At 68.0% G+C, this 25,744-nt stretch carries 20 protein-coding genes; 6 read left to right on the forward strand and 14 right to left on the reverse strand.

Features of this window, described 5'->3' with window-relative positions; genetic code table 11:
• On the forward strand, positions 1–1,815 hold the full coding sequence (locus ACWEOW_RS09940; RefSeq protein WP_452269028.1) for a glycoside hydrolase family 13 protein: 1,815 nt from the start codon (positions 1–3) through the stop codon (positions 1,813–1,815).
• A gap of 334 nt (positions 1,816–2,149) precedes the next feature.
• Here the strand turns inward: ACWEOW_RS09940 and ACWEOW_RS09945 are convergent, their stop codons facing one another.
• The 10 genes from ACWEOW_RS09945 to ACWEOW_RS09990 form a co-directional block, all read right to left on the reverse strand.
• Positions 2,150–3,310, reverse strand: coding sequence for a site-specific integrase (locus ACWEOW_RS09945; protein ID WP_452269029.1), 1,161 nt, complete (start codon positions 3,308–3,310; stop codon positions 2,150–2,152).
• A gap of 2 nt (positions 3,311–3,312) precedes the next feature.
• Positions 3,313–3,534, reverse strand: a complete 222-nt coding sequence (locus ACWEOW_RS09950; RefSeq protein WP_452269030.1) for a helix-turn-helix transcriptional regulator — start codon at positions 3,532–3,534, stop codon at positions 3,313–3,315.
• 15 nt (positions 3,535–3,549) lie between these two features.
• The gene (locus tag ACWEOW_RS09955; RefSeq protein ID WP_452269031.1) at positions 3,550–5,193 is read right to left on the reverse strand and encodes a replication initiator; all 1,644 of its coding nucleotides are present in this window, start codon (positions 5,191–5,193) and stop codon (positions 3,550–3,552) included.
• Complete coding sequence (locus ACWEOW_RS09960; protein ID WP_452269032.1) at positions 5,190–5,588, reverse strand: WhiB family transcriptional regulator; 399 nt, start codon at positions 5,586–5,588, stop codon at positions 5,190–5,192. The genes ACWEOW_RS09955 and ACWEOW_RS09960 overlap by 4 nt, the downstream gene beginning before the upstream one ends.
• Positions 5,588–7,291, reverse strand: a complete 1,704-nt coding sequence (locus tag ACWEOW_RS09965; protein WP_452269033.1) for an FtsK/SpoIIIE domain-containing protein — start codon at positions 7,289–7,291, stop codon at positions 5,588–5,590. The genes ACWEOW_RS09960 and ACWEOW_RS09965 overlap by 1 nt, the downstream gene beginning before the upstream one ends.
• Position 7,292: 1 nt before the next feature.
• Complete coding sequence (locus ACWEOW_RS09970; protein ID WP_452269034.1) at positions 7,293–7,688, reverse strand: hypothetical protein; 396 nt, start codon at positions 7,686–7,688, stop codon at positions 7,293–7,295.
• Between the two features lie 110 nt (positions 7,689–7,798).
• Positions 7,799–8,338 carry a flavoprotein gene (locus tag ACWEOW_RS09975; protein ID WP_452269035.1) on the reverse strand — a complete coding sequence of 180 codons (540 nt, stop codon included), beginning with the start codon at positions 8,336–8,338 and terminating at the stop codon, positions 7,799–7,801.
• Entirely contained in the window at positions 8,335–9,561 is a 1,227-nt protein-coding gene (locus tag ACWEOW_RS09980) for a helix-turn-helix domain-containing protein (RefSeq protein ID WP_452269036.1), read from the reverse strand. Before ACWEOW_RS09980 ends, ACWEOW_RS09975 begins: the two co-directional genes overlap by 4 nt.
• Before the next feature lie 465 nt (positions 9,562–10,026).
• Positions 10,027–10,455, reverse strand: coding sequence for an FHA domain-containing protein (locus ACWEOW_RS09985; protein WP_452269037.1), 429 nt, complete (start codon positions 10,453–10,455; stop codon positions 10,027–10,029).
• A gap of 858 nt (positions 10,456–11,313) precedes the next feature.
• Complete coding sequence (locus ACWEOW_RS09990; RefSeq protein ID WP_452269038.1) at positions 11,314–11,967, reverse strand: lactococcin 972 family bacteriocin; 654 nt, start codon at positions 11,965–11,967, stop codon at positions 11,314–11,316.
• Between the two features lie 825 nt (positions 11,968–12,792).
• Between ACWEOW_RS09990 and ACWEOW_RS09995 the strand changes: the two genes are divergently transcribed.
• Positions 12,793–13,152, forward strand: a complete 360-nt coding sequence (locus ACWEOW_RS09995; RefSeq protein WP_452269039.1) for a hypothetical protein — start codon at positions 12,793–12,795, stop codon at positions 13,150–13,152.
• A gap of 504 nt (positions 13,153–13,656) precedes the next feature.
• Here the strand turns inward: ACWEOW_RS09995 and ACWEOW_RS10000 are convergent.
• Together ACWEOW_RS10000 and ACWEOW_RS10005 are read right to left on the reverse strand one after the other, a co-directional pair.
• Entirely contained in the window at positions 13,657–14,898 is a 1,242-nt protein-coding gene (locus ACWEOW_RS10000; protein ID WP_452269040.1) for an amidohydrolase family protein, read from the reverse strand.
• A 309-nt stretch (positions 14,899–15,207) separates the two neighbouring features.
• Positions 15,208–16,032: an ion transporter gene (locus ACWEOW_RS10005; protein ID WP_452269041.1), complete on the reverse strand. Its 825-nt coding sequence runs from the start codon at positions 16,030–16,032 to the stop codon at positions 15,208–15,210.
• 221 nt (positions 16,033–16,253) lie between these two features.
• Between ACWEOW_RS10005 and ACWEOW_RS10010 the strand changes: the two genes are divergently transcribed.
• The 3 genes from ACWEOW_RS10010 to ACWEOW_RS10020 all read left to right on the forward strand — a co-directional run bounded on the left by ACWEOW_RS10010 (position 16,254) and on the right by ACWEOW_RS10020 (position 22,572).
• Positions 16,254–18,620 carry an arylsulfatase gene (locus tag ACWEOW_RS10010; protein ID WP_452269157.1) on the forward strand — a complete coding sequence of 789 codons (2,367 nt, stop codon included), beginning with the start codon at positions 16,254–16,256 and terminating at the stop codon, positions 18,618–18,620.
• A 1,201-nt stretch (positions 18,621–19,821) separates the two neighbouring features.
• Positions 19,822–20,220, forward strand: a complete 399-nt coding sequence (locus ACWEOW_RS10015; RefSeq protein WP_452269042.1) for a hypothetical protein — start codon at positions 19,822–19,824, stop codon at positions 20,218–20,220.
• Positions 20,221–20,562: 342 nt separating this feature from the next.
• Positions 20,563–22,572, forward strand: a complete 2,010-nt coding sequence (locus tag ACWEOW_RS10020; protein ID WP_452269043.1) for a hypothetical protein — start codon at positions 20,563–20,565, stop codon at positions 22,570–22,572.
• A gap of 92 nt (positions 22,573–22,664) precedes the next feature.
• Here ACWEOW_RS10020 and ACWEOW_RS10025 read toward each other — a convergent pair whose 3' ends face one another.
• A complete protein-coding gene (locus tag ACWEOW_RS10025; protein WP_452269044.1) occupies positions 22,665–23,147 on the reverse strand; it encodes a thermonuclease family protein in 483 nt (160 codons plus the stop codon).
• Positions 23,148–23,877: 730 nt separating this feature from the next.
• Between ACWEOW_RS10025 and ACWEOW_RS10030 the strand changes: the two genes are divergently transcribed.
• The gene (locus ACWEOW_RS10030; protein WP_452269045.1) at positions 23,878–24,885 is read left to right on the forward strand and encodes a hypothetical protein; all 1,008 of its coding nucleotides are present in this window, start codon (positions 23,878–23,880) and stop codon (positions 24,883–24,885) included.
• A gap of 356 nt (positions 24,886–25,241) precedes the next feature.
• Here ACWEOW_RS10030 and ACWEOW_RS10035 read toward each other — a convergent pair whose 3' ends face one another.
• Complete coding sequence (locus ACWEOW_RS10035) at positions 25,242–25,628, reverse strand: DUF1761 domain-containing protein (RefSeq protein ID WP_452269046.1); 387 nt, start codon at positions 25,626–25,628, stop codon at positions 25,242–25,244.
• Positions 25,629–25,744 lie beyond the last annotated feature (116 nt).

Here is a 25,744-nt window from a genome sequence, read left to right on the forward strand (position 1 = left end):
ATGTACACCACCTCACGCATCACGAACAGCCCGTCCTGCGAAGCCGTCGGGGCGCACTTCCAGGCCCCGGTCCGGGCGCAGGCCCCGGGCACGGACCGCGTATGGTGGCGGCACGCGGTCACCTACCAGGTGTACGTCCGCTCCTTCGCGGACTCCGACGGCGACGGGGTCGGGGACCTGCAGGGTGTGCGCGGCCGGCTGCGCTACCTGCGCGACCTGGGTGTCGACGCCATCTGGCTCAGCCCGTTCTACCCGTCACCGCAGCACGACCATGGCTACGACGTGGCCGACTACACCGGTGTGGACCCGCAGCTGGGCACGATCGAGTGCTTCGCCGCCCTCCTGGCCGACGCGCACCGGCTCGGCATCAAGGTCCTGATCGACATCGTGCCGAACCACTGCTCGACCGAGCACCCCTGGTTCGACGCCGCCCTCGCGGCCGGCCCGGGCAGCCCGGAGCGGGACCGGTTCCACTTCGCCGACGGCCGGGGCGAGCACGGCGAGCTGCCGCCGAACAACTGGTGCTCCATCTTCGGCGGTCCGGCGTGGCGGCGGGTCACCGAGCCGGACGGCACCCCGGGCCAGTGGTACCTGCACACCTTCGCCCCCGAGCAGGCCGACTTCAACTGGCGCCACCCGCAAGTCGCCGCCCACTTCGAGCGGGTGCTGCGGTTCTGGTTCGACCGCGGCGTCGACGGCCTGCGGATCGACGTCGCGCACGGGCTGCACAAGGCCGAGGGCCTGCCCGATGACGACCTGGCCCTGATGGACGAGATCACCGGCGACCCGGTCAACCCGCACGCATGGGACCAGCCCGAGGTCCACGACGTCTGGCGACGCTGGCGCCAGATCGCGCAGGAGTACACCGCGGAAACCGGCGCCGAACGGGTGCTCATCGGCGAGGTCGGGGTCCTGGACGCAGAGCGGCTCGCGGCCTACCAGCGACCCGACGAGCTGCACCAGAGCTTCTACTTCGACTTCCTACGCACGCCCTGGGACGCGGAGCAGCTGCACGACTCCATCGAGCGCGGCCTGCGCACCGTGTCCGCCCACGGCTCCCCGGTCGCGTGGGTGCTCAACAACCACGACATGCCCCGCTCGGTCACCCGGTACGCCGGCGGCGCCCCCGGCGCCGACACCGGCGACATCGACCTGGGCACCGCCCGCGCCCGCGCCGCCGCCCTGCTCATGCTGGCCCTGCCCGGCTCGACCTTCCTCTACCAGGGCGAGGAGCTCGGCCTGCCCGAGGTCACCGACCTGCCCGACCACGTCCTGACCGACCCGATGTACCACCGCACCGGCGGGGGCCGGCGCGGGCGCGACGGCTGCCGCGTCCCGCTGCCCTGGACCACCACCCCCGGCGACTCGTTCGGCTTCTCCCCCGTCCCCTACGCCGGCTCGGCCACGACCGGGACGACGACCGGGACCACGACAGGGACCACGACCGGGACCACGGCCGCGCCGTGGCTTCCGCAGCCCGAGTGGTTTGCGTACCACTGCGTCGCCGACCAGCTCACCTCCGAGGAGTCGACCCTGCACCTCTACCGTGTGGCCATCGCCTTGCGCCGCTGCCTCGCCGACCTGTCATCGGGCGAGTTCCATTGGCTGCCCACCGAACCCGGCGTGCTCGCATTCACCCGCGGCGACAGCTTCGCCTGCATCGTCAACTGCACGGACCGCCTGGTCCGCGCCCCGGTCGACGGCCAGGTCCTGCACGCCAGCCACGCCGAAGCCGGCGAGAAACTGCCACCGAACAGCGCCGTCTGGTTCCAGCTCACAGGGGCGGCGCACGGTTACCGACCAGCAGCGACCTGACCAGCCGGGACCTGAGGGCCTGTGTGCCCGGCAGATTCGAGGGTGCCGCTCGTTGGACAGCAACGGACGACTCTCGCGGCCGCGTAACCGTCCGCTTTTGAACGAGAACTGATCAGAGAGGACGCGACACGACGAGTACACGCAGAGCGACATACGTGCACGTCAAGTGCCCTTTACGGACACTGACGGGCAACGACGCTAAACGCGGTCCGAGACTCACTGGGTTCGGGGTTCGAGTCCCTGGCGGCGCACTCTCGTGAGCACGAAACGAGGCCCCGGAGGCACAGTCTCCGGGGCCTTCGCCATGCTTTACCCATACAAAACCCCGTCGACCTCAGAAGTCGACCGCGTCCTCCAGCGCGTCCGCCGCGCGCGCGTCGACAGCCCGCCGGCCCATGTAGACGTCCTGCGTCATGGACGGCCGCGCATGCCCGAGCTGATCCGCGATCAGCCGCGCCGACAGGCCCGCATCGTCCAACACCGTCGCGGTGGTCTTCCGGAAGTTGTGCGAGGTCACCCAGTCGAAGCCGGCCCGGTCCAGCGCCCGGCGGAGAGCGCGACGGGTGTTGCTCGGGTCCCGTAGTCCACCCCGGGTGTCGGGGAACACCGGCGCCTCCAGACTCACGCCTCTCGCGTGCCGCACGCGCAGGTCCGCGACTGCCCACGACGGCAGGATGAGCGTCCGCTCCCCCGCGCTCGACTTCGTGTCTTTCCGAATGAGGCCGTGCCCGGCGACCCGGACGACGGTGTGGTTCACCTCCACCTGAGCAGCGTCGAGGTCGACGTCCAGCCATGCGACCGCCAGGCACTCGCCAATCCGTTGACCCGTGGCCAGCAGGAACCGCGTTAGGGCGAGCAGGTCCAGGCGTTGTGCCACAGGGTCAGCCGCCAATGCCGTGAACAGGGCTCGTCGCTCGTCCCGAGTCAGGGCCCGCGGCGATCGGGTCGGCCTGCCCTCGACCCGCATCGCGTCCCGGATCGGGTTCGATGCCAGGACCCCGTATCGCACCGCAAGGCCGAGAACGCCAGACAGAACAGATCGACAGCTCTTCGCCGTCGACCACCCGACCTTCCGGCGCAAGGTGACGAGGAACCGATCAATCAGCGGCACGGTGATCTCACCCAGACGCACCCCCCGGAACGCTGGGAGCACATGCCGGTTGAGGTGACCCTCGTATGCCTCCAGCGTGCCAGGCGACCGCTTGCCTGCCTCGGCCAGGCCGCGAACGTCAGAGAGCCACAGCTGGGCCGCCTTCTCGAACCGATCCGCGGCCGTCAACTCTGCAGACCTACCCGTCCGCCTCGACGTCGTCAGGGCCGCCTTCAGCGCCGTTTCCGCCGCGGCGGCCGACCGACCGGTGCGCTCCACCTGCCTTGTCACCCCATCGAAGTCCCGGTACTTCGTGACGGCCCGCCACCGCCTGGACTTCCCCTCACCCGATGCATACGTGCGGATCTTGCCCCAGCCACCCAGCGGCAACGGAGGACGAGCCATGACTACGCGACCTCCTCAGCCAGCGCGTCGACCCAGGCGTGGACGTCCGCGGGGCGGAACCGCACAAAGCGGCCCACACGAACGCCGACGGGTCCATACCCCTTCGTCCGCCACTGGTAGATGGTCCCGACCGGCACCCCGAGGAATGCCGCGAGGTCGTCGATCGACCACAGTGCGGCAGGCCGGGACTGCTCCGTTCCTGGCGTTTGGCTCTGGTCTGTCATGGCTTCTCCGATCCCCTAGGCCGCGCCGGGCGCGAGCGCTTCTGTCCTTGCCGAATGACTTTCCACAGGCTCACTGGGTGGTGAACCTCGCTGCGCTACAAAGCGTTTGGCGTCCTCGTACTGGGTGCGCCAGCGTTGCGCCTGGCGTAGGGAGGCGGCGATGACGCTGGTGTAGTCGCGTTCGCGGACGGGCACGTCCTCCCACACGAACCGCGGCAGCCCGTCATCGTGCAGGACGTCGGCGGCGAGCCGGTCGGCCTCGGGCGCGTCGATGCCCGCCTCTTCGAGCACGGCGCGGACCACAGCGGCCCGGTCGGCCCTGTGTTGGGTGAGGGTCTTGCCGGACCAGTGCCGGGAGACCAGGACGCGGCGGCCGCCGAGGCCGAGGTTGTCCCGGTCGTGCGCCTTGGACGGGCACTGCCCGGGGATCAGGCCGGGCCCGGGGTCCTTGGGCTGGATGCCGTAGCGGAGCCAGTTCGCGCACGCCGGTGAGCAGGGCAGCCAGCGGACCTCGCGGTGCAACCGGTCGATATGCCGCTCATAGCCGCCCGCGGCGCCGCCGTGCTCCTCGTCGTCGACCAGGGCGACGGGCTGTGCGTAGGTGTCGGCGATGGACTTGGTCAGGTACTTGCACAGGTACCGGACCGCGCGGTCGCTGTCGGGGGTGCCGCCGAGCAGTCCTTTGATGTCGACCTGTTTGCCGAAGGTCAGGACGTGCATCGGCTCCGCCTGGCCGTCCTCGTCGACGAGCTGGTCGAGGGCCTGCTCCCAGGTGGGGAGGACTTCGCCGGTGTCGGGGTCGAGGTAGCCGCCGAGGTCGGGGTGCCAGCCGGGCAGGTAGTCCCCCTGGTAGACGACCTGGTCGATCGTGGGCCACCAGATCGCGGCGTAGGTGGCGCGGGCGACGGCCTTGATCGTCGCTCTCGGGATGGCGCCGCGGACGGCGGCGTGCAGGTGCGGGGCGAGCCGGCGTTGGGCCTCGACGGCCGCGAAGTACTGCACCTGGTAGCCGGCGCAGCGGCGCAGGTTCTGCCAGAGCCGGTCGACCAGCCGCGGGAACAGCAGCGCGTCCAGGGCCGCGCGCCGGTAGTCGTAGGTTGCCGGGTTGACCGGGACGCCGGTGCCGGGGATGACCTTGCCGTAGGAGGGGAGGGTGAAGGTGAGGAACATCGAGGGTCGGTAGGTGCGGCCGGTCTTGTCGTCGGTGAACGCCTGGCCGATGGTGCGGTCCTCTACCGGGATAGTGGGCAGGTGGGGGAAGCCGGGCAGGTGCCGGGTCGAGCGCACCCGCCGTGCACCCTCCCCCGGCTCGTCATCGTCGGGCCCGTTCTTGAGCTGCTCCTCGTCGTCGGGGTCGTCGCCCGGGCCGCTGTCCAGGTCGGCGTGGCGGGGTGGGTCTTCGGTCAGGTGCCAGCCCTCGCGGCACTGGTGCATGCGCAGGCGTCGGGCCTTGTCCGCGCATGACGGGCAGACCTTCTCCCGGGTGGAACCACAGGCGATCGGCACGGTGGTGACGTCGCCGGTGGCGCGGTCGGTGACCTTGCGCAGCAGCGGCCGGACGCACACCCCGGCACCCTCGGCCGCGGCCACGGCCATGTCGGTCGTGACGCCCTGGTACCCAGCGGGAGGGAGGCGACGCTGGGCGCTTGTCGCAGTCATGCGGCACCCCCGAGCGGGAGGACTCCCTGCCACGCGGGCCGGTCGTCGGTGGTGCCGGGAGCCTTGACCCAGCCCGGACGCGGAGGGGGCACGTAGGCGGGGTCACGGTGTGTCCCGGCCCACCATCCCGCGGTGACATGCGTCCGGGTCGCGAAGTCGCCGCACTCCGCGAGCACCGGGCAGGACGCACACACCGCGCGCATCGCCTCGACGTCCCACGGTCCGAGCCGGTCCGAGTCAGCGGTCCACGGCAGGTCGGTCCGGGTGCCGCAGGCGGAGAGGGCCTGCCATGCGATCCCGCCCAGGCCTCGACCGGGAGCGGTGCTGGCTTCGGCGGCCCGGTACCAGACCTGTTCGAGCGCGGCCCACCGCTGCTTCCGGGTCAGGCGGGCCATCACGAGTCACCCCCAGCCATCGATGAGGCCGAGGGCTCCCGCGGGGCACGAGTGCGGGGCTTGCGCGGTGCCCGTGGCTTGCGCCCGGTCGGCATCCGCGACACCGAGCCGAGCGATGACAACGCTTCCCGCGACGACTCACGGATAGGCGAGTCATCGGGCGCCGTGGTGGATTCGTCTACGGGAGAATCGGATTCGGACGGGAAGGCGTCATCGACGACGAGGGTTGGGTAAGTGGCGGCGGCCTGCCGGACGAGGTGGTCGGGCCAGTAGTCGGCCCGGACCCGGTCGAGGGTGCCGTCTTCCTCGAGGACCCACGCCGACCCCGGGGCCGCGGGCGAGAGCCGGTGCGCTGGGGCGAGCGCGGCGGTACCGTCGCCGAGGACCATCCGGGTCTCGTCCGCGGAGCGGACACGCAGGGCGATGGTCTGGGTGAACAGACCCCGCATCCCGACGACCTCCTTGCGCGGGTCCTGCACGCACGCAAAGACGACGACGCCGAGGGCGCGGCCTTGGGTGAGGATCTCGGCCAGCAGCCGTGACGCCTCGCGCTTCGTGTCGCTGTCGCTGTAGGCGGTGAGGGCGGCGAGCTCGTCGATGACCAGCACGTGCAGCGGGTCCCCCGGCCGGGGCTGGTGGAGCCGGGAGACGCCGGCCATCGCCCGTCCCCGATCCTCGACCACCGCGAGCAGCCGCCGCAGGGTGGCGATGGCCTCGGTCGGGGTGACCGCGACGGTGGTGAACAGGTGCCGGCCCATCATGACCTCGACCCCGCGCTTGAGGTCGAGCCCCCACAGCCGGACCAGGTCAGCCCGCACCGCGGGGGCCAGGCCGCCGCAGACCCCCCACAGCATCGAGCCCTTGCCCGAGCCGGAGCAGCCGACGACGAGGGTGTGCCTGCCCCTCACCTGTAGCGCCCACGGGGTGCCGTCCTGGCGTCGGCCGAGGGTGACCGTGTCGACGGACAGGTCGTGCCCCAGCGGTGCCGGCAGACGTGCCTCGGCGGTGCCGCCCAGCGCTTCGCGCATGACCAGGGCGACGTCGAGAACCGATGGTGTCCACTGCTTGACCCGGTACGAGACCGCGGACGCGGCGGTGGCGAACGCCGGGGCGGCCTTCTCAAGGTCCTCGACCGTCTGACCCATCCGCGCCCTGATCCGCAGGGTGAGAGTGTCGCCCGTCGCCACGACGTCCATCAGCCGCGGCGGGACCCACTCCGACACCGTGCCGGTCGACGAGAGCTGCACCCGCCCGTTGCGCCGCGCGATAGCCCAGGTGCGGCGCCGCACGTTCCGCTGCACGGACAGCCCACACTCCCGCGCGAGGGTGGGCCACGTGCGGCGAGCCCACCAGCGCCACCCGAACCGGCGGCACGGTCCGGCGAGCCAGCGTTCGTACCCCACCGGCCACCGGTGCTCCCACACCGCCACCACCACGCCCGGCAGCGTGCCGACCCCGAGCAGCACCCGGCTCGCTGTGACCTGGTGGAGGACGATCGCTGCGAACAGGCCGAGTAGGACGCACCAGAACACCCACCAGCCGTGACGACGGGCCCACCTGCCCCACCCTCGCGCGATGGCGAGCAGCAGGAGGGCCACCGTCTCTGACGAGCGCAGGGCGCGGGAGCCGACCGAAGCCGACCCCCGAACCCCACGCAGCCGCGCCGATGGCCTCATCGACGTGCGCGCTGTTGACGACGTCATGTCAAGCCGCCTTTGAGCCCTGACCCGACGGCTGACCGGCGGCGGGCTTGCCCTCGTCGAGCAGCCGGTCGGCCCGCCACATCTCAGACAAGCCACCGGCCTTGTTCACCCGGACCTCGACGGTCAGGTCGACGAACTCGACCGGCGCGAACTCCCCCAGTACCGGGCGGTGCGGGCATCCGACCTCGACGGTCGACGTGGTCATCGAGTCACGCCCGAACGACGTCTGCCGGTAGACGACCTCGATCTGCCACAGCAGCATCCCGGTCGCTTCGTCCCGCGCCTGCGTCTCACTCGGACGCCGGCGGCCGTCCCTCTCCTCCCACTCCTTGACCTCGTTGACGATCCCCGTCGACCGCATCGACTGACGCTTGCTGTCTACCGTGTAGAACGACATTGCCCTGCCTTCCGTCTGGTTTCGCAGGCCACTGGTCGGGCCGTGAAACCATCTGAAGTCCGGGCGCAAGGGATCACCCGGACAAACTGTCCGGGTACCTATGTGGCCTTCTAGAGAAGCGCCTCCGCGGCGGCGATGATCGCTGCCCACGGGAGGGAGCGACTGGGCGCAGCTGCGCGTGGCTCGGCCAAGGGCCAAACGTCCTCGCCGTAAACCAGCCTCACCCCAACGGATCGCAGCGCCGCGAGGTGTGCCGACCAGGCAGGCTGACGCGCGTGCGCAGCGTTGACGCGTGGGAACACCACCATCGGTGTGGTGGCCACGTTCTCGCACAGCGACGTGAGCGCTTGGTTGTCAGCAATGCCCAGGGCGAGTTTCGCAACGCTGCTCGCCGAAAGCGGAGCCGCGACAAACACGTCGGGCCTGGGGTGCGGACTTGCCTCCGAGGGCAGCCGCGGTTCTGAGCGGACGGGTAGGCCGGTCAGACCTTCGAGCTCGTCGATCAGGTTGGCCGATTGCAGCCACGTCGCCGCCGTCGGTGTCAGCGTCACACCCACGGTGTGCCCACGTTCGACCAGCGGCCTGACGATCGACTGAGCGATCGATTCAACTCCCCCTGCAGCGCCGGCCACCAGTGCGATGGCACTCATTCGACCGCCCGACAGCGAAGGGCCAGAGCGCGCATAGGTTCTGCCCTAGCCGAGGTTGCCGTCGTGCGTCGGTACATCGTCCTAACGGTCTCCCTCACCGCGGCGCTGTGGCGGACCAACTGCGGGGCCTTGGCCTCGGCATCGAGCAGAGACGCCATCGCCTCGTCATCACGCGCGACATAACTGAGCGCACGCGCCACGTCGATCTGGTGCGCCGCCGCCCGCTCGACGGGCAAATCGTCAAGCGGGACTTCCGGGCCGTGCTCGACGACCTCCAAGACGTCCCCGAGATCCAACGCCGTGGACAACTCGTGAATCCGTACGTTCGTCGGCCCAAAGCCTGTCTGCCAATGGTTCGCGTCACGACCGAGGAGGTCTGCGGCTTGGTGCGCCTGGGCAAGCAGTCCCCGCGTCTCGCTGCGGTCCTGCTGGCGTGCGGCGGCGGAGGCTGAGCGTAGGAAGAGCATGCCGAGCAGGCTCAGCGCCTCCTCGTCGCCATCGTTGACCTGACGAGACAACCACGCGGCGGCCGTCTGGCCGAGCTGCATCGCGTCGTCGTACCGACCGACTGACTGCAGCGCATGCGTCCCTGACCGTGCTGCGGACGCCAGCACCAACGGATTGTCGGACTGGTCGGCGGCCTGCATCGCACGCTCAGCCGCGATCCAAGCCAAGTCAGCCTCACCGATCTTGGACATCGTCGACGCGACGAGGTGATGCACCCGCGCCGACACCGCCCAACCCTCACGAGAGGACGGCGAGGCCAGGTCCTCCAGTGCCTGGGCGGCCGAGATCAGCGTCGGCAAGGCCGTGACGACCCTGCCAATGCGCCCGGCCTGGAAATCCGCCCAGCAGTTCTCCGCGAGCCTCGCTGTGGCTTCGGCATCGACCTGCTGAGCCTTCTTGTCCGCGAACAGCACCCGGGACAACCGACGAGGCGCCATCAGTGCATCACGAACCGCTGGCACGTTGTCGTCACGCTGCGCATCGTCCTCGAGGAGAGCCGGCTGCCCCAGCAGGTCGCCCACACTGACGCGCAACGCCTTGGCCACATCGGCCAGCACGTCCAGACGTCGCACCGGGCGGTCGCCGCGCTCGATCTTGCTCAGCCAGTCCTCGGACCGGCCGACCAAGCCAGCCAAGACCGCCTGCGTGAGCCCACGACGACGTCGGTAGAAGGCAATCCGCTCTCCCACCGACAGTGCGTCACCCGCCCCACGCATGGACCCACCATAGGGCAAACAGAAGACACGCCTAGAGCGACGTCTTGGAGGTTGTGGAGCTGAACATGATTTGCCACCACGATGCGCACCTCGGGCGCGGTCCGTGGGTTAGCGATCCCTAGGAATGGAGGCCAGCGCATACTCAAGTGGCCGGGTCGGGTCGACGACGCGCCAGGCCTGACACCGTGTGCCATCGCTCGCGGCTGCTGAGGGGAGAGGCGTCCAGGGACCGCAAGCGTGCAGGGCGCGCCCGGCAAGCAGTGCACGTCCAGACTCTTGTCAGACAATTCCCAGATACATCACAATTAGCGAGCCGGGACAACCTCTAGTCCCAGGAGCAGTCACAGGACAGGTAAGAAGGGGCAGATCCACACTCCTCTCACCTCTCACGACGGCACTAGTGGTCGGAACTGACAGCGCCGCTGCGTTTGCCGACCGGGTTGCCCAACGCTGAGCGCGCCTCCGTCATTCAACTGATCCCTCGAAATAGATGAATCGGCAGGCGCCAATCTGTATCTCATCGCCATTACTCAGGACGGTCCGATCTATACGCTCTCGGTTGATGAACGTACTGTTCAACGAACCTGCATCGATGAGTTCGTAAGCGAAGTCGCGCCGGACCAAGGTGGCGTGAACGCGGGATACCGTTCGATGCGGAAGCCAAACCAGGCACTCTGGCCCGCGACCGATGCTGACCTGCGGACGCCAAAGCAGCATTCGCGAACCAGTTACCGGGCCACCGACTCCAATCAACATCGCGGTCCCCCTTCGCAGTCCACCGATAGCAGCCATGTCTTCCGCACTAAAGCGATATGTCCCGGACCCTGCCCCGAACCGCCAAGACTCGGTCGGACGATCATCGTCCGAACCCGATCTGGAATCATTCGCATTCATTGCTTTTCCTTGATGCGGGCATGAATCTTCGCAATCAGTGTCCCACCAGCCCAGACTTACGAGTTTCCGGCTTTTTTCGTCAGCCCATACCGTCGCCAGGTCCTGAACAGCAGGATGATCGCAATCACCGCCGCCATGCCATAAACAACGTACTGAGACATAGGCCGGAGATAGTCAGGCCCCGTCGGACGGAGATGGGCCTCAATCACCATCAGCATCGGGAATCCGAGAGCCAACGGTAGCGACCACCATGCTGCCCTTCGCGCTTGGTATGCCACCAGTGAGGCAGTCGGGCCCGCCACGAACGCTGGCCCCGCCCATCCGCGTATTGCCTGTAATTCAATCCCGCCCGTGACTCCAACAGCCCCCTTAGTCGCGTAGTAGATCCCTATCGCCACGATGAGCCCGGCTGTACCTCGTATAGCAGCCGCCCAGGCATTAGGGGCGAACCAACCAATAACGAAACTCAGGCCAACCCAAGCCCAAACAGCTCCTAGCCAGGCACTCAGGTACTCGACCCACAACACACCCCGACCAGGGTTGAGCGCATGGCCGCCATACGGTGAACCGAGTGCGCCGGCAAGGATGGAGAGTATGCCGAGCACGCCCGAGATGAGAAGGACGCCAGTCCAGCTCAATGTCGAGCGTGCCCGACCATTGCGCTCTTGACCACCCACCAAGTAGCTCCCTTGTCCAGCCAATGATCCTAGCTCCACTAACCGGAGCGCGGATGCCATCGGTCGTCAGCCTGGACTCCAGATGTGCTCAGCAAGGCCCCCGGCGTGGCAAGCATGTGCTCCTGCCGCAGCGCCGCAGTCCGACCGGGATCCGGCCAGTCAGGCGCTCGCGCCTCGTGGATCAGTGGTAGTTGGACCAATAGACTTTGCAGGTTTGCGCGAAGGCGCCGGCGACGGTCAGGTGGGCGTCAGCGTATTCAAATTGATAAGCGTACACCTTGAGGGTCGTATTCATCTGCGCCGTCGCAGAGTGGTAGTAGTAAATGTTGTAGTACTTCGACCAACAGTGCTTGCGATCTGCGCTGTCGTAATAGACGCCATATTCCCAAACGCCATCGCCAACATACACTTTGGTGTACGAGTCGGCACTCATCGTGGCCGTGGCTGATTCTCCCGCTGCGGGAGATATCTCCTTCCATCCTCCGACTACTCGGCCATCAGCGTCTCGAATGTCTCCCTCGTCGGTGACTACGACCTGGGACGAGTTGGGAACACTCAGTTGGCTTGAAGCCTGAGAAGTTTGCGACGCTGAGCTCGCAGTGGCCGTCGCGGCGAGCATCACCACAGCAAGAATTGCTGCGGCAGCTAGAGAATGTCGATCCTTCATCTCTTCCCCCATCAATAGAAACGGTGCGTTACCCGCGGCGTCAAGGAGGGCCACAACGCGAAAGAAAGAGGCTCGACGGACATTCAAGTGCCGATCGCTCTGGGCCCGAACCGCGTATAGGGCAGGCACAACATACATCACGATCAGAGGGCTGACAGGCTTGAGCACAGTAAAGAGTAGTTAAGGATCGTCCAAGTTTTGGTAAACACGGACTTCAAGAGTTTCCGGGCGCTGGCATTCCTCGACAACAACGCGTCAGTCCGTGCTCCCTCCATACCACCAGATACACGCCTTCCCACGGCCAGGCGTCAAGCAACCACCGGAACGAGTTCCGCCGTGGAACCGGGCCGCGCCGACAGGCGCCCTTCACCATAACCACCACGGCGAACGTGATCTCCTTCCTGTGCAGATCTAGCCCGCCAACGATCATCATCAGGGCCTCCTGCCCCTTTGGTCAGACCACGGCTGAGGTGCCGATCAGGGCGATGCTCCCGCGCACCGAGCCGCCCTGGCACAGGACACCCCGGCAGATGATGTGCTGCTGAGCAGGGCTCTATGAGATCAAGGGCGCGGCTCCGCCGCGCCGACCGGCTGGCTCATCGCCGGCCAACGGCAGGGACCCCCGCGCTCCGGCGCTGGCGCGCCTGCGCGCACCCCCACCGCCAACCGGCCACGCCAGCCGGGATACCCGGGGGCCACGCCGGGATCCCTCCCGAGGCGCCTGACCTCCGAGCCGCCGACCCGACGCTTGAGCATCCGCCCGACTCCGGACCGCGTCAACGGCGCTACGCGTCACACGTGATGGCCTACGGCCACCGTTGACCCGGCCACTCCGTCAGGCTCTTGTGCTCCGCTATCGGTTCGGTGCCTCTCCCTTGCCGCGACAAGCGTGCGCGGCGGGCGCGTCAACCGCAGTCAGTCAGCCGATCAGTGGGCGCTCGCCCGAGCGACCGATCCCACGGACAGCGACGCTCAAGGTGTCAAACTCAGGGCGTGCAAACGGACCCGCATGACGAGAGCCTGGCCTCTACGTCGCCCGAAATTCTCAAGGTTCGTCAGGACGTTCCCGAGTTCGAAGCGGCCTTCCGCGCGTTGCTTCTCGATGAGGGCGGGGAGCTGGGCGTCTTCCAAGCCATGAGCGCGTTCGCGGACTGGCTCGGAAACCGCCATGCCACCGACCCGAGGGATCCTGTCGTCGATCGTGCGGCGGCCGCCCTTGAGAAGATCCGCACAACCAAGGGGTTCAGACTCGGGCCCGCCCTGGTGGCCGAATTTGTCGAGGCTGCGATGGAACGACACCCAGAGCTGTTGTCCCAACTGGGGCCTGAGACTCTTCGGTTCCGGCAGATCTGACCGCCCGCTTCTGCTGCATCGCGCGAATGAGCGACACGCCTGGCGCGGCCCCTGCCATGCCAAACCCCATGCTTTTGGACGGCATGAGCTCTCAACCGTTGGCAGACGACGCTAGGTTCGGCGCACCTAGATCCGCTGGTACGCAACGGATTTCGCACGAATCACGCTCGGGCACATATCGGTACGCACGAATCACTGGGTTCGGGGTTCGAGTCCCTGGCGGCGCACTCATCAGTGCTGGTCACAGCCTCGTTGATGCCCGAGAGTGCTCGTCACTCTCGGGCATTTGGCTGTCAGGGTCCGCTTTATCGTCCACTTTTGCCCCGCGACGGGGCGACGACGAGCACCAACGCAAACCAACCACCGCGCACTGACGCGCGCCATCAGGTACAGCCGGGCACCGACGGGCAGCAACGAGCGGTCTGACTCGTAACGTGCAGGTTCGGGGTTCGACGTTCGGCGCTCGCCAGCACGCGTCTCGCCCTTGTGCCTGGCCGTCGATGGTCAGTGCACTCCTCCGTCGAGTCGGAAGGTCGTTGAGGACGTGGAGGACGCGACCAGGCGGCCAGAGGCGATCACGTGCGCCGGCGCGTCGTGGTGGCCCACGACCTCCCGCAGTGTCCGGTGGTGGTGGATGACCAGATCGGCGTTGCCGCCCTCGGACAGTCGGTGGCCGACCACTCCGAGGACGTCCGCCGCGGTCGTGGTGACGGCGTCGTAGACCAGGTCGATCCCCGAGCTGTCGACCGCCTCCAGTGCGTGCGCTGCGAGGAAGGCGACCTCGGCCATGTTGTGCCGTCCGAAGGGGTAGTAGGCGTCTTCGATGTCGTCCTGGCCCAGCGCGACTGGCACGCCCGTCGCGGTCAGCTCGCGAACCGGCAGGTGCAGCGGGCCCGTGTGCGGGTCGCTGACGAATCCCAGCCCTGCACGCTTCACCAGGCCGGCCAGCCGTTCGAGGCTGGGGCGACCGTACAGACCAACCGCTCGAGCGTGGTTCGCAACCCCCCGGCCCTGGAGCCCGTGCTCGATAATCGCCTCGGCGAGCATCTCGGTGGTGCGCAGGGTCGCGTCCCCGGCGTCGTCGACGAGCATGGCGACGCGGCGGCCGTGCGCCGCGGCGAGCGCGCACATCCGCCGTACGTGCTCGCGCGCCTGACCGTCGGTGTGCTCGATCCAGGGAATCCCGCCGACCACGTCCGCACCCAGTTCGACGGCCTCGCGCACCAGGTCCTCGGCGCCCGGGTCGCAGAGCAGCCCGTCCTGCGGAAACGCCACGACCTGCAGGTCCACCGCGCCCCGGAACTCCTCACGCAGCGCCATGAGCGGGATGATGCCCTCGAGCCTGGCCCTGGTGTCGACGTCGGCGAAGGCAAGCACGTGGCGTACGCCGTACTGCACGGCCTGCAGGACTGCACGGCGTGCGTTCGGCTCGATCCAGGCCCGGTCGTAGTAGGCCTTCACGGCCGAGGCGAGCTCGATCGAGTGGAGCGCGGACCCCATCCCGCCAGAGGTGTACGCCGTCAACGCAGCGTCTCCGACTCGGTCCAGGGTGTAGACCTTGTCCAGGTGCATGTGGCCGTTGACGAAACTCTCGGTGGCCAGTCCGCCAGCCGCGTCGATCTCCTCAGTGCCGGTGAGGGAGTCTTCTGTTACGGCGGTGATGCGTCCGTCGTCGATGCCGATCTGCCAGCGACCGGCTCGGCCGCGGAGTGTCGCATCCCCGACCACAAGCTCATGCGAAACCATGCGCACTGTCTACTGGCCCAACCAAGCTCGGGCCAACGGCAGATGTTGCCGGTGCCGTGGGCCGCGCCGTGCCTAGCTCTGCCCGCCAGTCGCGGCCCCAGTGCGGAGGTGCTGAGCGGAGATGCCGCGTGCAAGGGGTTGCTTAACAAGCCGGCGTGTGCCCACGATCGCTGAGCAGCGCCGCGCTCGACGTCCGCTGCGACCCGGACTCGCTGTCGGGCTGTTCGTCGCCCATGTCATCGGGGTATGCGCCGATCGCAGTATCGCCCGGCTCGTCGTGAGCCGGTCGTCAAATGTTGTTCGTGGGGCTTACGCCGGTGGCGGGTTAGGCCCGGGTCTCCCCGTGCTGCCATCGGCCAATGCGAGCGCCGCCTCGAGCTGGTTGAGTGCTCTTTGCTGCTGGACGAGTAGCTCTTTGAGCTGACCGATCTGAGCACGTGCCTCGGACAAGGTTGTCGCGGGTTGTTCGGCTGCACGCCGCCGTCGAGGACTCAGGAACTGGTTGGCGAGATAGCCGGTAAGGGTTCCGAAGATGCCGACGCCCAGGACGATGATGATGGCGCCGAGGATTCGCCCGGCTTTGGTGATGGGGTAGTGGTCGCCGTATCCCACGGTCGACATGGTGACCAGGACGTACCACAGCGCGTCGCCCGCGTTGGTCAGATTGGCCCCGGGTTGGTCGCTCTCGAGTCGGACCATCAGCAGGCTGCCGAACTCTAGGACAAGGATCGCGACCAACAGCAACGTGAACAGGGCGGACCCGGCCAGATCCTGTCCCAGGCTGCGCCTCAGGCTGCCCAGTCCTTGCCGTCGGATCAGGCGCCCGACGCGAACGAGGCGGAAGATGCGCAGCAGCTTGGCTTCGGGCAGCGGAAGACTGGCCAGCAGGTCTGCCCAACCGAATCCACCGAGGAAGTAGTGCGCCCGCTCCGGTGAGCGTTTGAGCCGGACCAGGAAGTCGACGAGGAAGATGACGCTCAGCAACAGATCCATGGTGAGCACGACGTCGCGCGCGGCCGAGTGCGTCATCACGATGACCAACACCAGGTTGACCAGCGACAACACCGACAGCGCCGCGATGAAGAGCTCGTACGCCGTACTTCCCAGCTCCGATGAGTCGCTCCTGGAAGCCATCTGACTACCTTCCTGCTGGATTCCGCTTCGCACACTCTTGGACCAGCGGCCTGTTCAGTCAGGGAACTGCCGCCCGCGGGGCCTGTCAACGGCTCTTCGGCCACGGGCGGAACGGCTGCCACGAGCGCGGTTTGGACATCGGGGTTAGTGCCCGGTGTTGCAGGGGCCTGGCGCCGAGCAACAGAATTGCCGTGATCGTCTCAGGCGACCAGGAGGCCGAGATGGCGCAAGAGCTGATTCGTGATGACCTTCCGATCCCGCACCGGCCGTATGCCGGGCCCGTGTACGAGGACGCGAGGGATCCGGCGGCACAGTTCGAGGCGATCGAGCCGTTGCGACCGCCTCCGGGCGCGCCCAATGTTCTGGTCATCCTGCTCGACGATGTCGGCTTCGGCGCCTCCAGCGCGTTCGGTGGCCCCTGCGCGATGCCGACCGCGGAACGGCTGGCTCAGAATGGGCTGAAGCTCAACCGGTTTCACACGACGGCGCTGTGCTCGCCGACGCGTCAGGCGCTGCTGACAGGGCGCAACCACCACACGGTGGGGATGGGCGGGATCACGGAGATCGCGACCTCGGCGCCGGGGTACAACTCGGTCCGCCCCAACACGTGCGCACCGCTGGCACAAGCCCTGAAGCTGAACGGCTATTCGACGGCGCAGTTCGGCAAGTGTCACGAGGTGCCGGTGTGGGAGACCAGTCCCGTCGGCCCGTTCGACGCGTGGCCGACCGGGGGCGGCGGGTTCGAGTACTTCTATGGCTTCGTGGCGGCGGAGACGAACCAGTACTACCCGGCGCTGTACGAGGGGACGACACCGATCGAGCCCCCGAAGACCCCCGAGGAGGGATACCACTTCACCGAGGACATGACCGATCGGGCCCGGTCGTGGATCCGCCAGCAGAAGGCGCTGGCGCCGGACAAGCCGTTCTTCGTCTACTTCGCTCCAGGCGCGGCCCACGCGCCGCACCAGGTGCCGCCGGAGTGGTCGCAGAAGTACCGGGGCCGGTTCGACCAGGGTTGGGACGTGCTGCGCGAAGAAATCCTGGCGCGCCAAAAGGAGCTCGGGGTCGTGCCGCCCGAGACCCGGCTCACGGCCCGGCATGAGGAGATCCCGGCCTGGGCGGACATGCCCGAGGAGCTGAAGCCGGTTCTCGCGCGGCAGATGGAGGTGTATGCCGGGTTCCTCGAGCACACCGACCATCACATCGGGCGACTGATCGACACGCTCGAGGACCTCGGCGTCCTGCAGGACACGCTCGTGTTCTACATCATCGGTGACAACGGCGCGAGCGCCGAGGGAACGGTCCAGGGAACGTTCAGCGAGCTGTTCGTCTTCAACGGGGCCGCTCACCTGGAGACGCCCGAGTTCATGGCGGCCCAGCTCGAGAAGTTCGGCGGCCCAGAGGCGTACAACCACTACGCCGTCGGCTGGGCGCACGCCATGGATACGCCGTACCAGTGGACCAAGCAGGTCGCGTCGCACTGGGGAGGCACTCGCAACGGCACGATCGTGCACTGGCCGGGCGGGGTCCGCTCGCGGGGCGAGGTGCGCCAGCAGTTCCATCACGTGATCGACATCGCGCCGACGGTTCTCGAGGCGGCCGGCATCCCGGAGCCGAAGACCGTCGAAGGGGTGCAGCAGAAGCCCTACGAGGGCGTCAGCATGGTCTACGCGTTCGATGACGAGCAGGCACCGGACCGGCATACGACGCAGTACTTCGAGATGTTCTGCAACCGCGGCATCTACCACGAGGGCTGGGCGGCAGTGACCCGGCACTCGACCCCGTGGGTGCTGACCGGTGAGCTGCCCAGCTTCGAGGACGACGTGTGGGAGCTGTATGACACGTCGGCCGACTGGAGCCAGACCAACGACCTGGCGGCCGAGATGCCGGAAAAGCTGGCCGAGCTGCAGCAGCTGTTCCTGCAGGAGGCCCGCAAGTACAACGTGCTGCCCCTTGATGACCGTCGAGTCGAGCGCTTCAACTCCGATCTGGTCGGGCGACCCACGCTCGTGCGAGGAAACACCCAGCTGCTGTTCGGCGGGATGAGCCGGCTTGGTGAGAACTGCGTGCTCAACATCAAGAACAAGTCCCATTCGGTGACCGCCCAGCTCCAGATCCCAGAAGGTGGGGCCGAGGGCGTGGTCATCTCCCAGGGCGGCGCGTTCGGCGGCTGGAGCCTCTACGTGAAGTCCGGGAAGCCGACCTACCACTACAACTTCCTGGGCCTGCACCGCTTCACCATCGAGGCCGGCACGCAGATTCCTGCCGGAGACCACCAGTTGCGCATGGAGTTCACCTACGACGGCGGCGGCCTGGGCAAGGGCGGCACCGTGACGCTCTACGTGGACGGAGACCGGATCGGAGACGGGCGGGTGGAGGCCACGGTCCCGATCATCTTCTCGGGCGACGAGACCTGCGACGTGGGCTCGGACACGGCCTCACCGGTCTCACCGGACTACACCCCACACGGCAGCCGCTTCAACGGCAAGATCGAGTGGGTACAGCTCGACCTCGCAGAGGTCGAGGACGACGCCGACCGCCTGGTCTTCGCCGACGAGCGACTACGGGTCGCGATGGCCCGGCAGTAGCGTGGCCGGATCCTGATGCGCGCCGTCAGGTGGCAGTCGGGCTCGGGTCGCCGCCTCGACCGAAGCACCCGCCGCTCCGATCAGTGGCGGGCCTTTCCGCAATCCTTTCACGCATCCCAAAGGGCCGCGTAACCGTCCGCCTTTGGACGAGAAACGAGCAGGGAAGACGCGACACGACGAGAACATGAAGAGCGGCATACCGGCACGTCAAGTGCCCTTTGCGGGCACGGACGGGCAGTGACGCTTGATGTGCTCCGAGACTCACTGGGTTCGGGGTTCGAGTCCCTGGCGGCGCACTCATCAGTGCTGGTCACAGCCTCGTCCGTGCCCGAGAGTGCTCGTCACTCTCGGGCTTTCGGCGTCCAGGGCCGCATTACCGTCCGCCTTTGCCACGCAGCAGCGCGACGATGAGCACCAACGCGAACCAACGACCGGGCACTGACGCGAGCCATGAGGTGCAGCCGGTGGCCACGGGAAGCAACGAGAGGTCTGACTCGTAGCGCGAAGGTTCCGGTTCGAACCGAGCGCCAGCCGTGGCCATCGACCACCAGTCCCGCAACGTCAAGCGTCGCACGGCCCGCGGAAGGTGGTTCGGCATCCGAGGTAGCGGGCTGCCCGTCGGGAACCGGTGTCCGCCGGCGACGTGGCGAGCAATTCAGCGAAGAAGCCGTCCCTGCCCCGCATCGTGCGGGCGGCGACCCGCACGTCCCCGCCTCGGGCGCACGCCGAGACAGCCGAGCAGTGTCGTCTTTACGTCTTAGCGATTGAGACACGCCAACTTGGTCGCGCCGCCCAACGGGCAACGCGGCCTACCTCGCCGGCATGTCTCGTCGGCCAACTGTCGCTGGGCCGTCTGTGAGCCCGGAGACTCGACGTCGACGTGCACTCCCACCCAAGTGGCGGACGGCCCGGACACGGGTGTCGACGTACTCCGCGGGCATGCGCCGTCGGCCTCGGACGAGCCGTCCTGGTAGGAGCCGAACCCGGGGATCTGGGACACCTTGAATGCGGAGCCGGTCAACCTGACGAGCTCGTTGAGGGGCGCGACCATGCAGGGGCACACCTGGACGCTGCGGAACGGGACTGTTGAAGGAGATCCACCCATGCCGCGCAGGGTGCGCAGCGGGAGGGGTTAGCGTCGCGGGCTCAGATCAGGGCGGAAGTCATCGCGCCAGGTGCCCCGGCAGGGCACACTCCGGACATGGGAGAGATGCCGGAGACGTTCTGGTGGGACACGCTGTCGAACTCGCTCGCCGGCGTCGTCGGGGGTCTGGTCGTTGTCCTCGTTGGTGGCTACTTCGTGCACCGCAGACGAATCTACGAGGACACCCCTCGGGAGGGCATGGAGGCCGTGAACAACCGACACATGAGATACGGCTTCACCTACGCCTTCCTTTTTCTGCTCATTGGATACGGCTTGGCGATCCTCTTCGGCGCCTCGGGCCTGACTGACTTTCGGACGTTCTTCTTTGTCATCGGGTCCTTGTTCGCGGTCGGTGCCTGCGTCGCCGTGTTCGTGGATCAGATGGCCCACGGGTTCGTCGACTGGACCCGATCCGCAGCGGCGAGCAACACCTCCGCCAGCGAGTCGGACGAGTAGCCGCCCACCAGGGATGACCTCACAGGCGTCGTCTACCGGGATGTCACATTCCATGCGGCATTGACGCGTTGGCTGGCAACGCACACGGCCCGCCTGCGCACCTGACCCGAGGTGGCACGAGCGTTCACATAGGCCCCGCGTCTGCGTGATCAACACGTCAACCGACAGCCATGAGGCGTAGCCAATGCTCGCCGCACCGGCGTGACGGCCACCGCCCGTCGAGCAAGGCCGGATCGCTACTAGGGCGATCTGTCAGAACATGTCGGGATGGGGCTTTGCATCACGTACGATCCCGCCTGTGCGTTCCGACCGGGAACGTCCCCGTCGGAGGTCTCTCGTCCCATGCCACGCACCTCGGTGCGCGCCGCGCTCGTCGCGCTGGTCGCCCTGTCCCTTTCTGGCCTGCCAGTCCTCTCCGCCGCTCCCGCGGCGACGGCTCTCGTCGGCGGGACTGGTGCCGCCGACGTCACGCTCGTATCACCGACGCCCGGGTCCACCGTGGGCGGTGGGTTCACCGCGACCTTCGACGTCGACCTCGGAGCGCAGGACGAGACCACCCTCACCGTCGGCTATGACCGAGCCCTGGTCACCCGCAAGATCACGAGCCCCGAGTGCGCCAGCCCCTGCCGCGTCGACGTGCCGGTGGCGCCGGGTGGCGACTTCGCTCAGCCATCCACGGGCATCGGCTCCTCCCTCGGATACTCGTGGACGACCGCGGCTGGCCTCGAGCAGGCGAGCACGTACGTCTACTACGAGCTCCCGGCCCTCCGGCATACGGTCTTGCGCCAGACCACCGCGACGCCCAACACGTCCGGGTACAGCTCGCTCGTCGTGGACTCGACGGTGACCTTCGTCGTCAACACCGAGCGCAGCACGGTCCAACCCCAGGGCGGGACACCGCTGCCGGGCGAGACGGTGGAGGCCAGGCTAGTACCGATGTCGCCCGCCGCGTGGCCCGACTACGCCACGGTGCTGGACCGGCGGGTGCTCGAGTGGACGTCGACGCCGTCTGGCTACACGACCTCGACAACCTACGACTTCTCGAGCTACCCGGAAGGCACGTACTACCTCGTCACCCGCGGCCGCAGCGCAGAGGGCTGGTACGCGCCCGGGCCGTGGCCCGAGGGCGAGGTCGTGGTGCGGCACGCACCCCCCATGACGCTCGAAGAGAACCCCGAGCCCGAGCTGCTGGGCAAGGGACACACCATGAATGTGACGCTGCGCGGGCCGCTGGCCAGGCAGGTGGGGTACGTCGAGGTCTCCCGCGACGGGGTCGTGGTCAACCCCGGCGACGACACGCAGTGGTGGCCGACGACGCTGACGTCCTCTGACGTTTCCGCGACGCGGCTGGTGGGCCTGGACGCCGCGCCCGCCGGGCACCACACGGTCTCTGCCCGGATGCTCGTGTCGACGTCGCTGGCGGTGCAGGTCGGCAGCCCGGCCACCACGTCCTACGACGTGGTCACGCTCGGCATCCGCGTCACGCCGCAGGTGGCCTTCGTCGGACGTCAGACCACGGTGACCGCGACCGCCGACGCACCGGCAGGCCGGGTCATCAAGTCCATCGATGGGGAGCTGAAGGACCCGACGGACTACCGGACGCTCGGGAGCTGGTGCGTCCCGTGCGGCAGCCCGCATGGAACGGGCAGCGCCTCGTTCACGCCGCGAGCCGCCGGGACCGCTCAGTACACGGTGACAGCCGATGCCGGTGACTGGTACTGGGAGACCGCGACCGGGTCGTTCCCGGTGTACGCGTACCGCCGGGTGTCGGCGATCAGTGCACCGGCCACGCGCTACGGCTCCACACAGAACGTCACCATCCGGCTCACGGATGACCGCGGGTCCGGCCCGGTGGCGTCGCCCGCCGGTGTCGCGCTTAACCTTCAGTTCCGCAAGGCGGGTGCGACCAGCTGGGTGACGGTCGCCTCGGCGAAGACGACGACCGGCGGCGTGGCCGCCCTGTCGTACACCAGCCGCGCCAACGGCCACCTCCGAGTCTCGTACGGGACGCCGGCACCCGGAGTCACCTGGGCGAGCGGCACAACGCCCGTGACCTCGGTCGCCGCTGCTTTCGTGACGAGCGCGCCGACGACGGCGTACCGCTCCCGCACGGTGACCATCAAAGCGTCCAGCTACCCGTACCAGTCCGGCGCGACGGTCTCGCTCCAGACACGCGTCCGTGGCACGACGACCTGGCGGACCGTCAAGACGATCGCGGCGCCCTCCTCGGGTGTCTCATCATTCTCGACGACGTTCTCCGCGCGCGGGACCTACGAGATGCGGATCGCTCGCAGTGGCACCTGGCTCAACGCGGTCGGATACTCGGCGCCGCGGACGATCGCCATCTCCTGATCAAGGGTGCTGCGTCCGGTCGGGGGTGGACGTTCTTGGCTGAAGGCAGCTTCCGGCGGGTGCCGCGCCCGGATCGTTGACGCCTTCGCCGTTCAGACCTTTGCGCGTCGGAAACTGGCGGCGATCGCGTCGCTCATGGTGGCGAAGCACTGCTCCGGGCTGGTGATCAGGTAGTACCGGTCGCCCGGCTCGTGCGCGATCATCGACGACTCGTTGCCCTTGACCGGCCGCGCCTGCGGACACGGGTACTTGTCCCCGGCCAGCGGCCACTGGATGGCCGGTGCGGATGCCGAGCCGGTTCCGCTGCCGGAGCCGCCCGGCGCCTCGGCCGTGCACCTGGCCGATGGGCTGGCGGCGTCGGCGCGGATGTAGGCGGCCTCGCGGGTGTGCTCGCCGTAGCCGTCGCGGGAGTCGTAGCGGGCAACGGCATACCCCTGCTTGATCTGGCGCAGGCCCGCATCGACGCCGTTGACGTCGACGTAGCGCAGCAGCCGCCCGTACTTGTCGATGTCGTCTCTGGCGCCGGGCGTCAGGGGTGACGCGCTGGCCCCCGATGGTGCCTCACGGTTGGTCAACCTCGCGAGACAGGAGCGGTCGTCCAGTTAGATGGTCCTTTGCAGCGGGTGAACGTGCCAACGGCCCCCGGGATATTGCTCTAGTCCGACCGGCCGGGGACGTGTCCGCGCCGCTGTTTCTGCGAAATCCGTGACGGTCGCCCTGCCCGCTGCGGCTTGCTCATGAGACAAGAATAGATGTCTCAACCAACAGGCCGTCTTGCCGGTTTGGGTTCCATCTCACGTGGATGGCGGGTCGCTGGCTGCAGAGCGGCTTGGTGATCATCGCCTCCCTCGCCACGATCGACGAGACGGTCGAGACGTTCTCCGTGCCCAGAAGGACGCCGTGTTTGCGGACGTGATCGGAGTGGACTTCGTCATCGACGAGGCGATGACCGTCCGAGAACATAGGGCCGGGTCTCCGCGGTCACTTGGTCCAAGGCCGAGGCCACCTCGATGACCATGGCCCGGACCCCTGCGTTCGCGCTGCGTCAACTCGACGCCCTCGCGAGTAAGTGGATCACAAGGCCAAGACCGATTCGCACCATGTGAAACGGGTGCTTCAGTACCCTTTTCGGGAAAGGGGCTCGACCGGGGACGGAGCGACGACATGCTGCAACTGCTGGTGGATGTCGTCCGGCCGCCTGGTCGGATCACTCCTGTACGCCTTCGCGGAATCCCCAAGGCCGGCGAGCGCGGCCTCGACGGGACGACCGGCGTCCTACCCTGTCGAGCGCCCGAGGAGTAGTCGATGGCTGACGACACGAGCTCGACCGCCTCGACGAGCGAGGCCGCGACCGTCGTCGACGACGCGCTCCACGCGGCCGAGGGCACGAGGACCGCCTCGCGCTGGCTGGCCTTGGCGCTCGGTGCCATCCCGTCGCTGGCGGTCCTCGGCGCGGTCCTCCGCAGTCCCGGCGACGCCGGCTTCAACGGGTGGCTGCTGGGCATCGGCGTGATCCTCGCGGCGACCGGCGCCCTGATCGGGGTGCTCGGGTTCGCGCGAGTCGTCGCGCCGGTGGGCCTGGAGGAGAGCAAGGTGCGAGAGAAGGTCCAGCTCTCCCGCCTGCCGGCGGTGACCATCCCCGACTGGATCCAGCTCGACAACGAGCTGGAGGGCGCGCGTAAGAGCCTGATCGACGCCGAGGAGCGTTCCGAAACCCGGGCTGAAGCAGCGACTGAGCTGAAGGTGGAGGCGCAGGGCCTGGCCGCGATCGCCGAGGAGTCCGAGGCGCTGGCGAAGGCGTCGCCGGACGACGGGGCACAGGGACGTCGCGCGGCCGAGGCGCGCCACACTGCCTCGCTCAAAGAGCGCGAGGCCGTGGCGGCGGAGGCGCGGGCGACCGCAAGCGCGGGACGCGTCGACACCTGGAGGCAGCAGGTGGCTCGCCGGCTCGCAGTTCGCGAGCAGGCCTACCTGCTGGCCGCCTCGGACGAGGTGCGCAGACGATATCTGGCGGCGCAATGGGCTGCTGGGTTCGCCGTCGTGTTCATCGCCTCGGGGGTCATCTGCCTTGCCCTCGCGCCTAACCCGAAACCCCCGGACAGTGCGAACGTCAGTCTGGTCACGCTCACTCTCAACAGTGCGGGCAAGTCTGCCCTGGGGTGCAAGGCGAGCAGCGTCCAGGCTCTTCGGACGGGCGGCACCGCCGACGCGCCCACGGTGATCACACTGCCGCAGCAAGGATGTCCGTCGAAAAGCCTGACCTTCACCACCGCCACACCGGTCGGCTACGGCACCGTCTCGACGCCGAAGTGACTCTCGCGAGGTCAGACGACGAGCACTCGGATGGACTCGACCGCGGCCGCCTGAACAGTCCGGGCAGACCGTTCACGGACGTTCCTTGCGCCCCTCCTGGAGCGAGCGGATCATCTCGGCGATGCGGATCGGACGCTGGTCCGGGAGGGGCGTAAGGAACGTCCGGTGCGAGGTCCACTCGTTGAGGCCCCTCAGGCTGGAGAACAACCTCGACATCAGCGCCGGCGCGCAACGGGTCACACGTCCACGCCGGACCGAGTGCCAGGACGGGACCGGCTTCGCGCTTCTCGATGACACCGCGCATGAAGCGGCTGGCCACTGATCCGGTGACCCGATGGCGCGGCTTGGGTCCTGCGTCAGCGGCGGGCGGCGACGATCGTGGCCACGATGACGAGCTTGGCGAGCCAGTCCGCGGCGTGGATCGCGGCAAGTCGCCAAGGCACGTTCTCGTGCAACACGGAGCCGCTGAGGATGACGAACGGGAAGCCGACCCACAGCAGCAGGCCGAGCGCTGCGCCGCCCGCGGCGGAGTCGATGCCGAGCCGTAGGACGAGAATGGTCACGGCGACGACGACGCCGAGGGTGCGGAGCAGCTCGAGCGCCACCTCTGCCGCGGAAGGCCGGCTCCCCGTGGCGTAGGCAGGCGAGAGCGCCGCGAGCCGGCGGCCCTGAGCCGCGTACCACGAGAAGCTGGCGACGAAGGCGGCGACGGTGGCGATGAGGACGCTCACGAAAGTGTTCATGGTGCTACTCCTCACGGGATGGGTCGGTCACCAACTACACGAACGGCGCGGACCCGGATCGACAACGTCGGGTGGCCATCGTCGGGTGGGGTCGTCATCGTCGGTCCGTCCTCGGT

It is taken from the genome of Monashia sp. NPDC004114 (genome assembly GCF_053603855.1).

What these genes read in the sequence shown, in the direction of transcription:
- ACWEOW_RS10030 (WP_452269045.1), top strand. Translation starts at nt 23,878, where the DNA reads ATGGCTGACGACACGAGCTCGACCGCCTCGACGAGCGAGGCCGCGACC.
- ACWEOW_RS09940 (WP_452269028.1), top strand. Translation starts at nt 1, where the DNA reads ATGTACACCACCTCACGCATCACGAACAGCCCGTCCTGCGAAGCCGTC.
- ACWEOW_RS10010 (WP_452269157.1), top strand. Translation starts at nt 16,254, where the DNA reads ATGGCGCAAGAGCTGATTCGTGATGACCTTCCGATCCCGCACCGGCCG.
- ACWEOW_RS10000 (WP_452269040.1), bottom strand. Translation starts at nt 14,898, where the DNA reads ATGGTTTCGCATGAGCTTGTGGTCGGGGATGCGACACTCCGCGGCCGA.
- ACWEOW_RS09980 (WP_452269036.1), bottom strand. Translation starts at nt 9,561, where the DNA reads ATGCGTGGGGCGGGTGACGCACTGTCGGTGGGAGAGCGGATTGCCTTC.
- ACWEOW_RS09960 (WP_452269032.1), bottom strand. Translation starts at nt 5,588, where the DNA reads ATGGCCCGCCTGACCCGGAAGCAGCGGTGGGCCGCGCTCGAACAGGTC.
- ACWEOW_RS10015 (WP_452269042.1), top strand. Translation starts at nt 19,822, where the DNA reads ATGGGAGAGATGCCGGAGACGTTCTGGTGGGACACGCTGTCGAACTCG.
- ACWEOW_RS09955 (WP_452269031.1), bottom strand. Translation starts at nt 5,193, where the DNA reads ATGACTGCGACAAGCGCCCAGCGTCGCCTCCCTCCCGCTGGGTACCAG.
- ACWEOW_RS10020 (WP_452269043.1), top strand. Translation starts at nt 20,563, where the DNA reads ATGCCACGCACCTCGGTGCGCGCCGCGCTCGTCGCGCTGGTCGCCCTG.
- ACWEOW_RS09975 (WP_452269035.1), bottom strand. Translation starts at nt 8,338, where the DNA reads ATGAGTGCCATCGCACTGGTGGCCGGCGCTGCAGGGGGAGTTGAATCG.
- ACWEOW_RS09965 (WP_452269033.1), bottom strand. Translation starts at nt 7,291, where the DNA reads ATGACGTCGTCAACAGCGCGCACGTCGATGAGGCCATCGGCGCGGCTG.
- ACWEOW_RS09950 (WP_452269030.1), bottom strand. Translation starts at nt 3,534, where the DNA reads ATGACAGACCAGAGCCAAACGCCAGGAACGGAGCAGTCCCGGCCTGCC.
- ACWEOW_RS10035 (WP_452269046.1), bottom strand. Translation starts at nt 25,628, where the DNA reads ATGAACACTTTCGTGAGCGTCCTCATCGCCACCGTCGCCGCCTTCGTC.
- ACWEOW_RS09985 (WP_452269037.1), bottom strand. Translation starts at nt 10,455, where the DNA reads ATGAATGCGAATGATTCCAGATCGGGTTCGGACGATGATCGTCCGACC.
- ACWEOW_RS09945 (WP_452269029.1), bottom strand. Translation starts at nt 3,310, where the DNA reads ATGGCTCGTCCTCCGTTGCCGCTGGGTGGCTGGGGCAAGATCCGCACG.
- ACWEOW_RS09970 (WP_452269034.1), bottom strand. Translation starts at nt 7,688, where the DNA reads ATGTCGTTCTACACGGTAGACAGCAAGCGTCAGTCGATGCGGTCGACG.
- ACWEOW_RS10005 (WP_452269041.1), bottom strand. Translation starts at nt 16,032, where the DNA reads ATGGCTTCCAGGAGCGACTCATCGGAGCTGGGAAGTACGGCGTACGAG.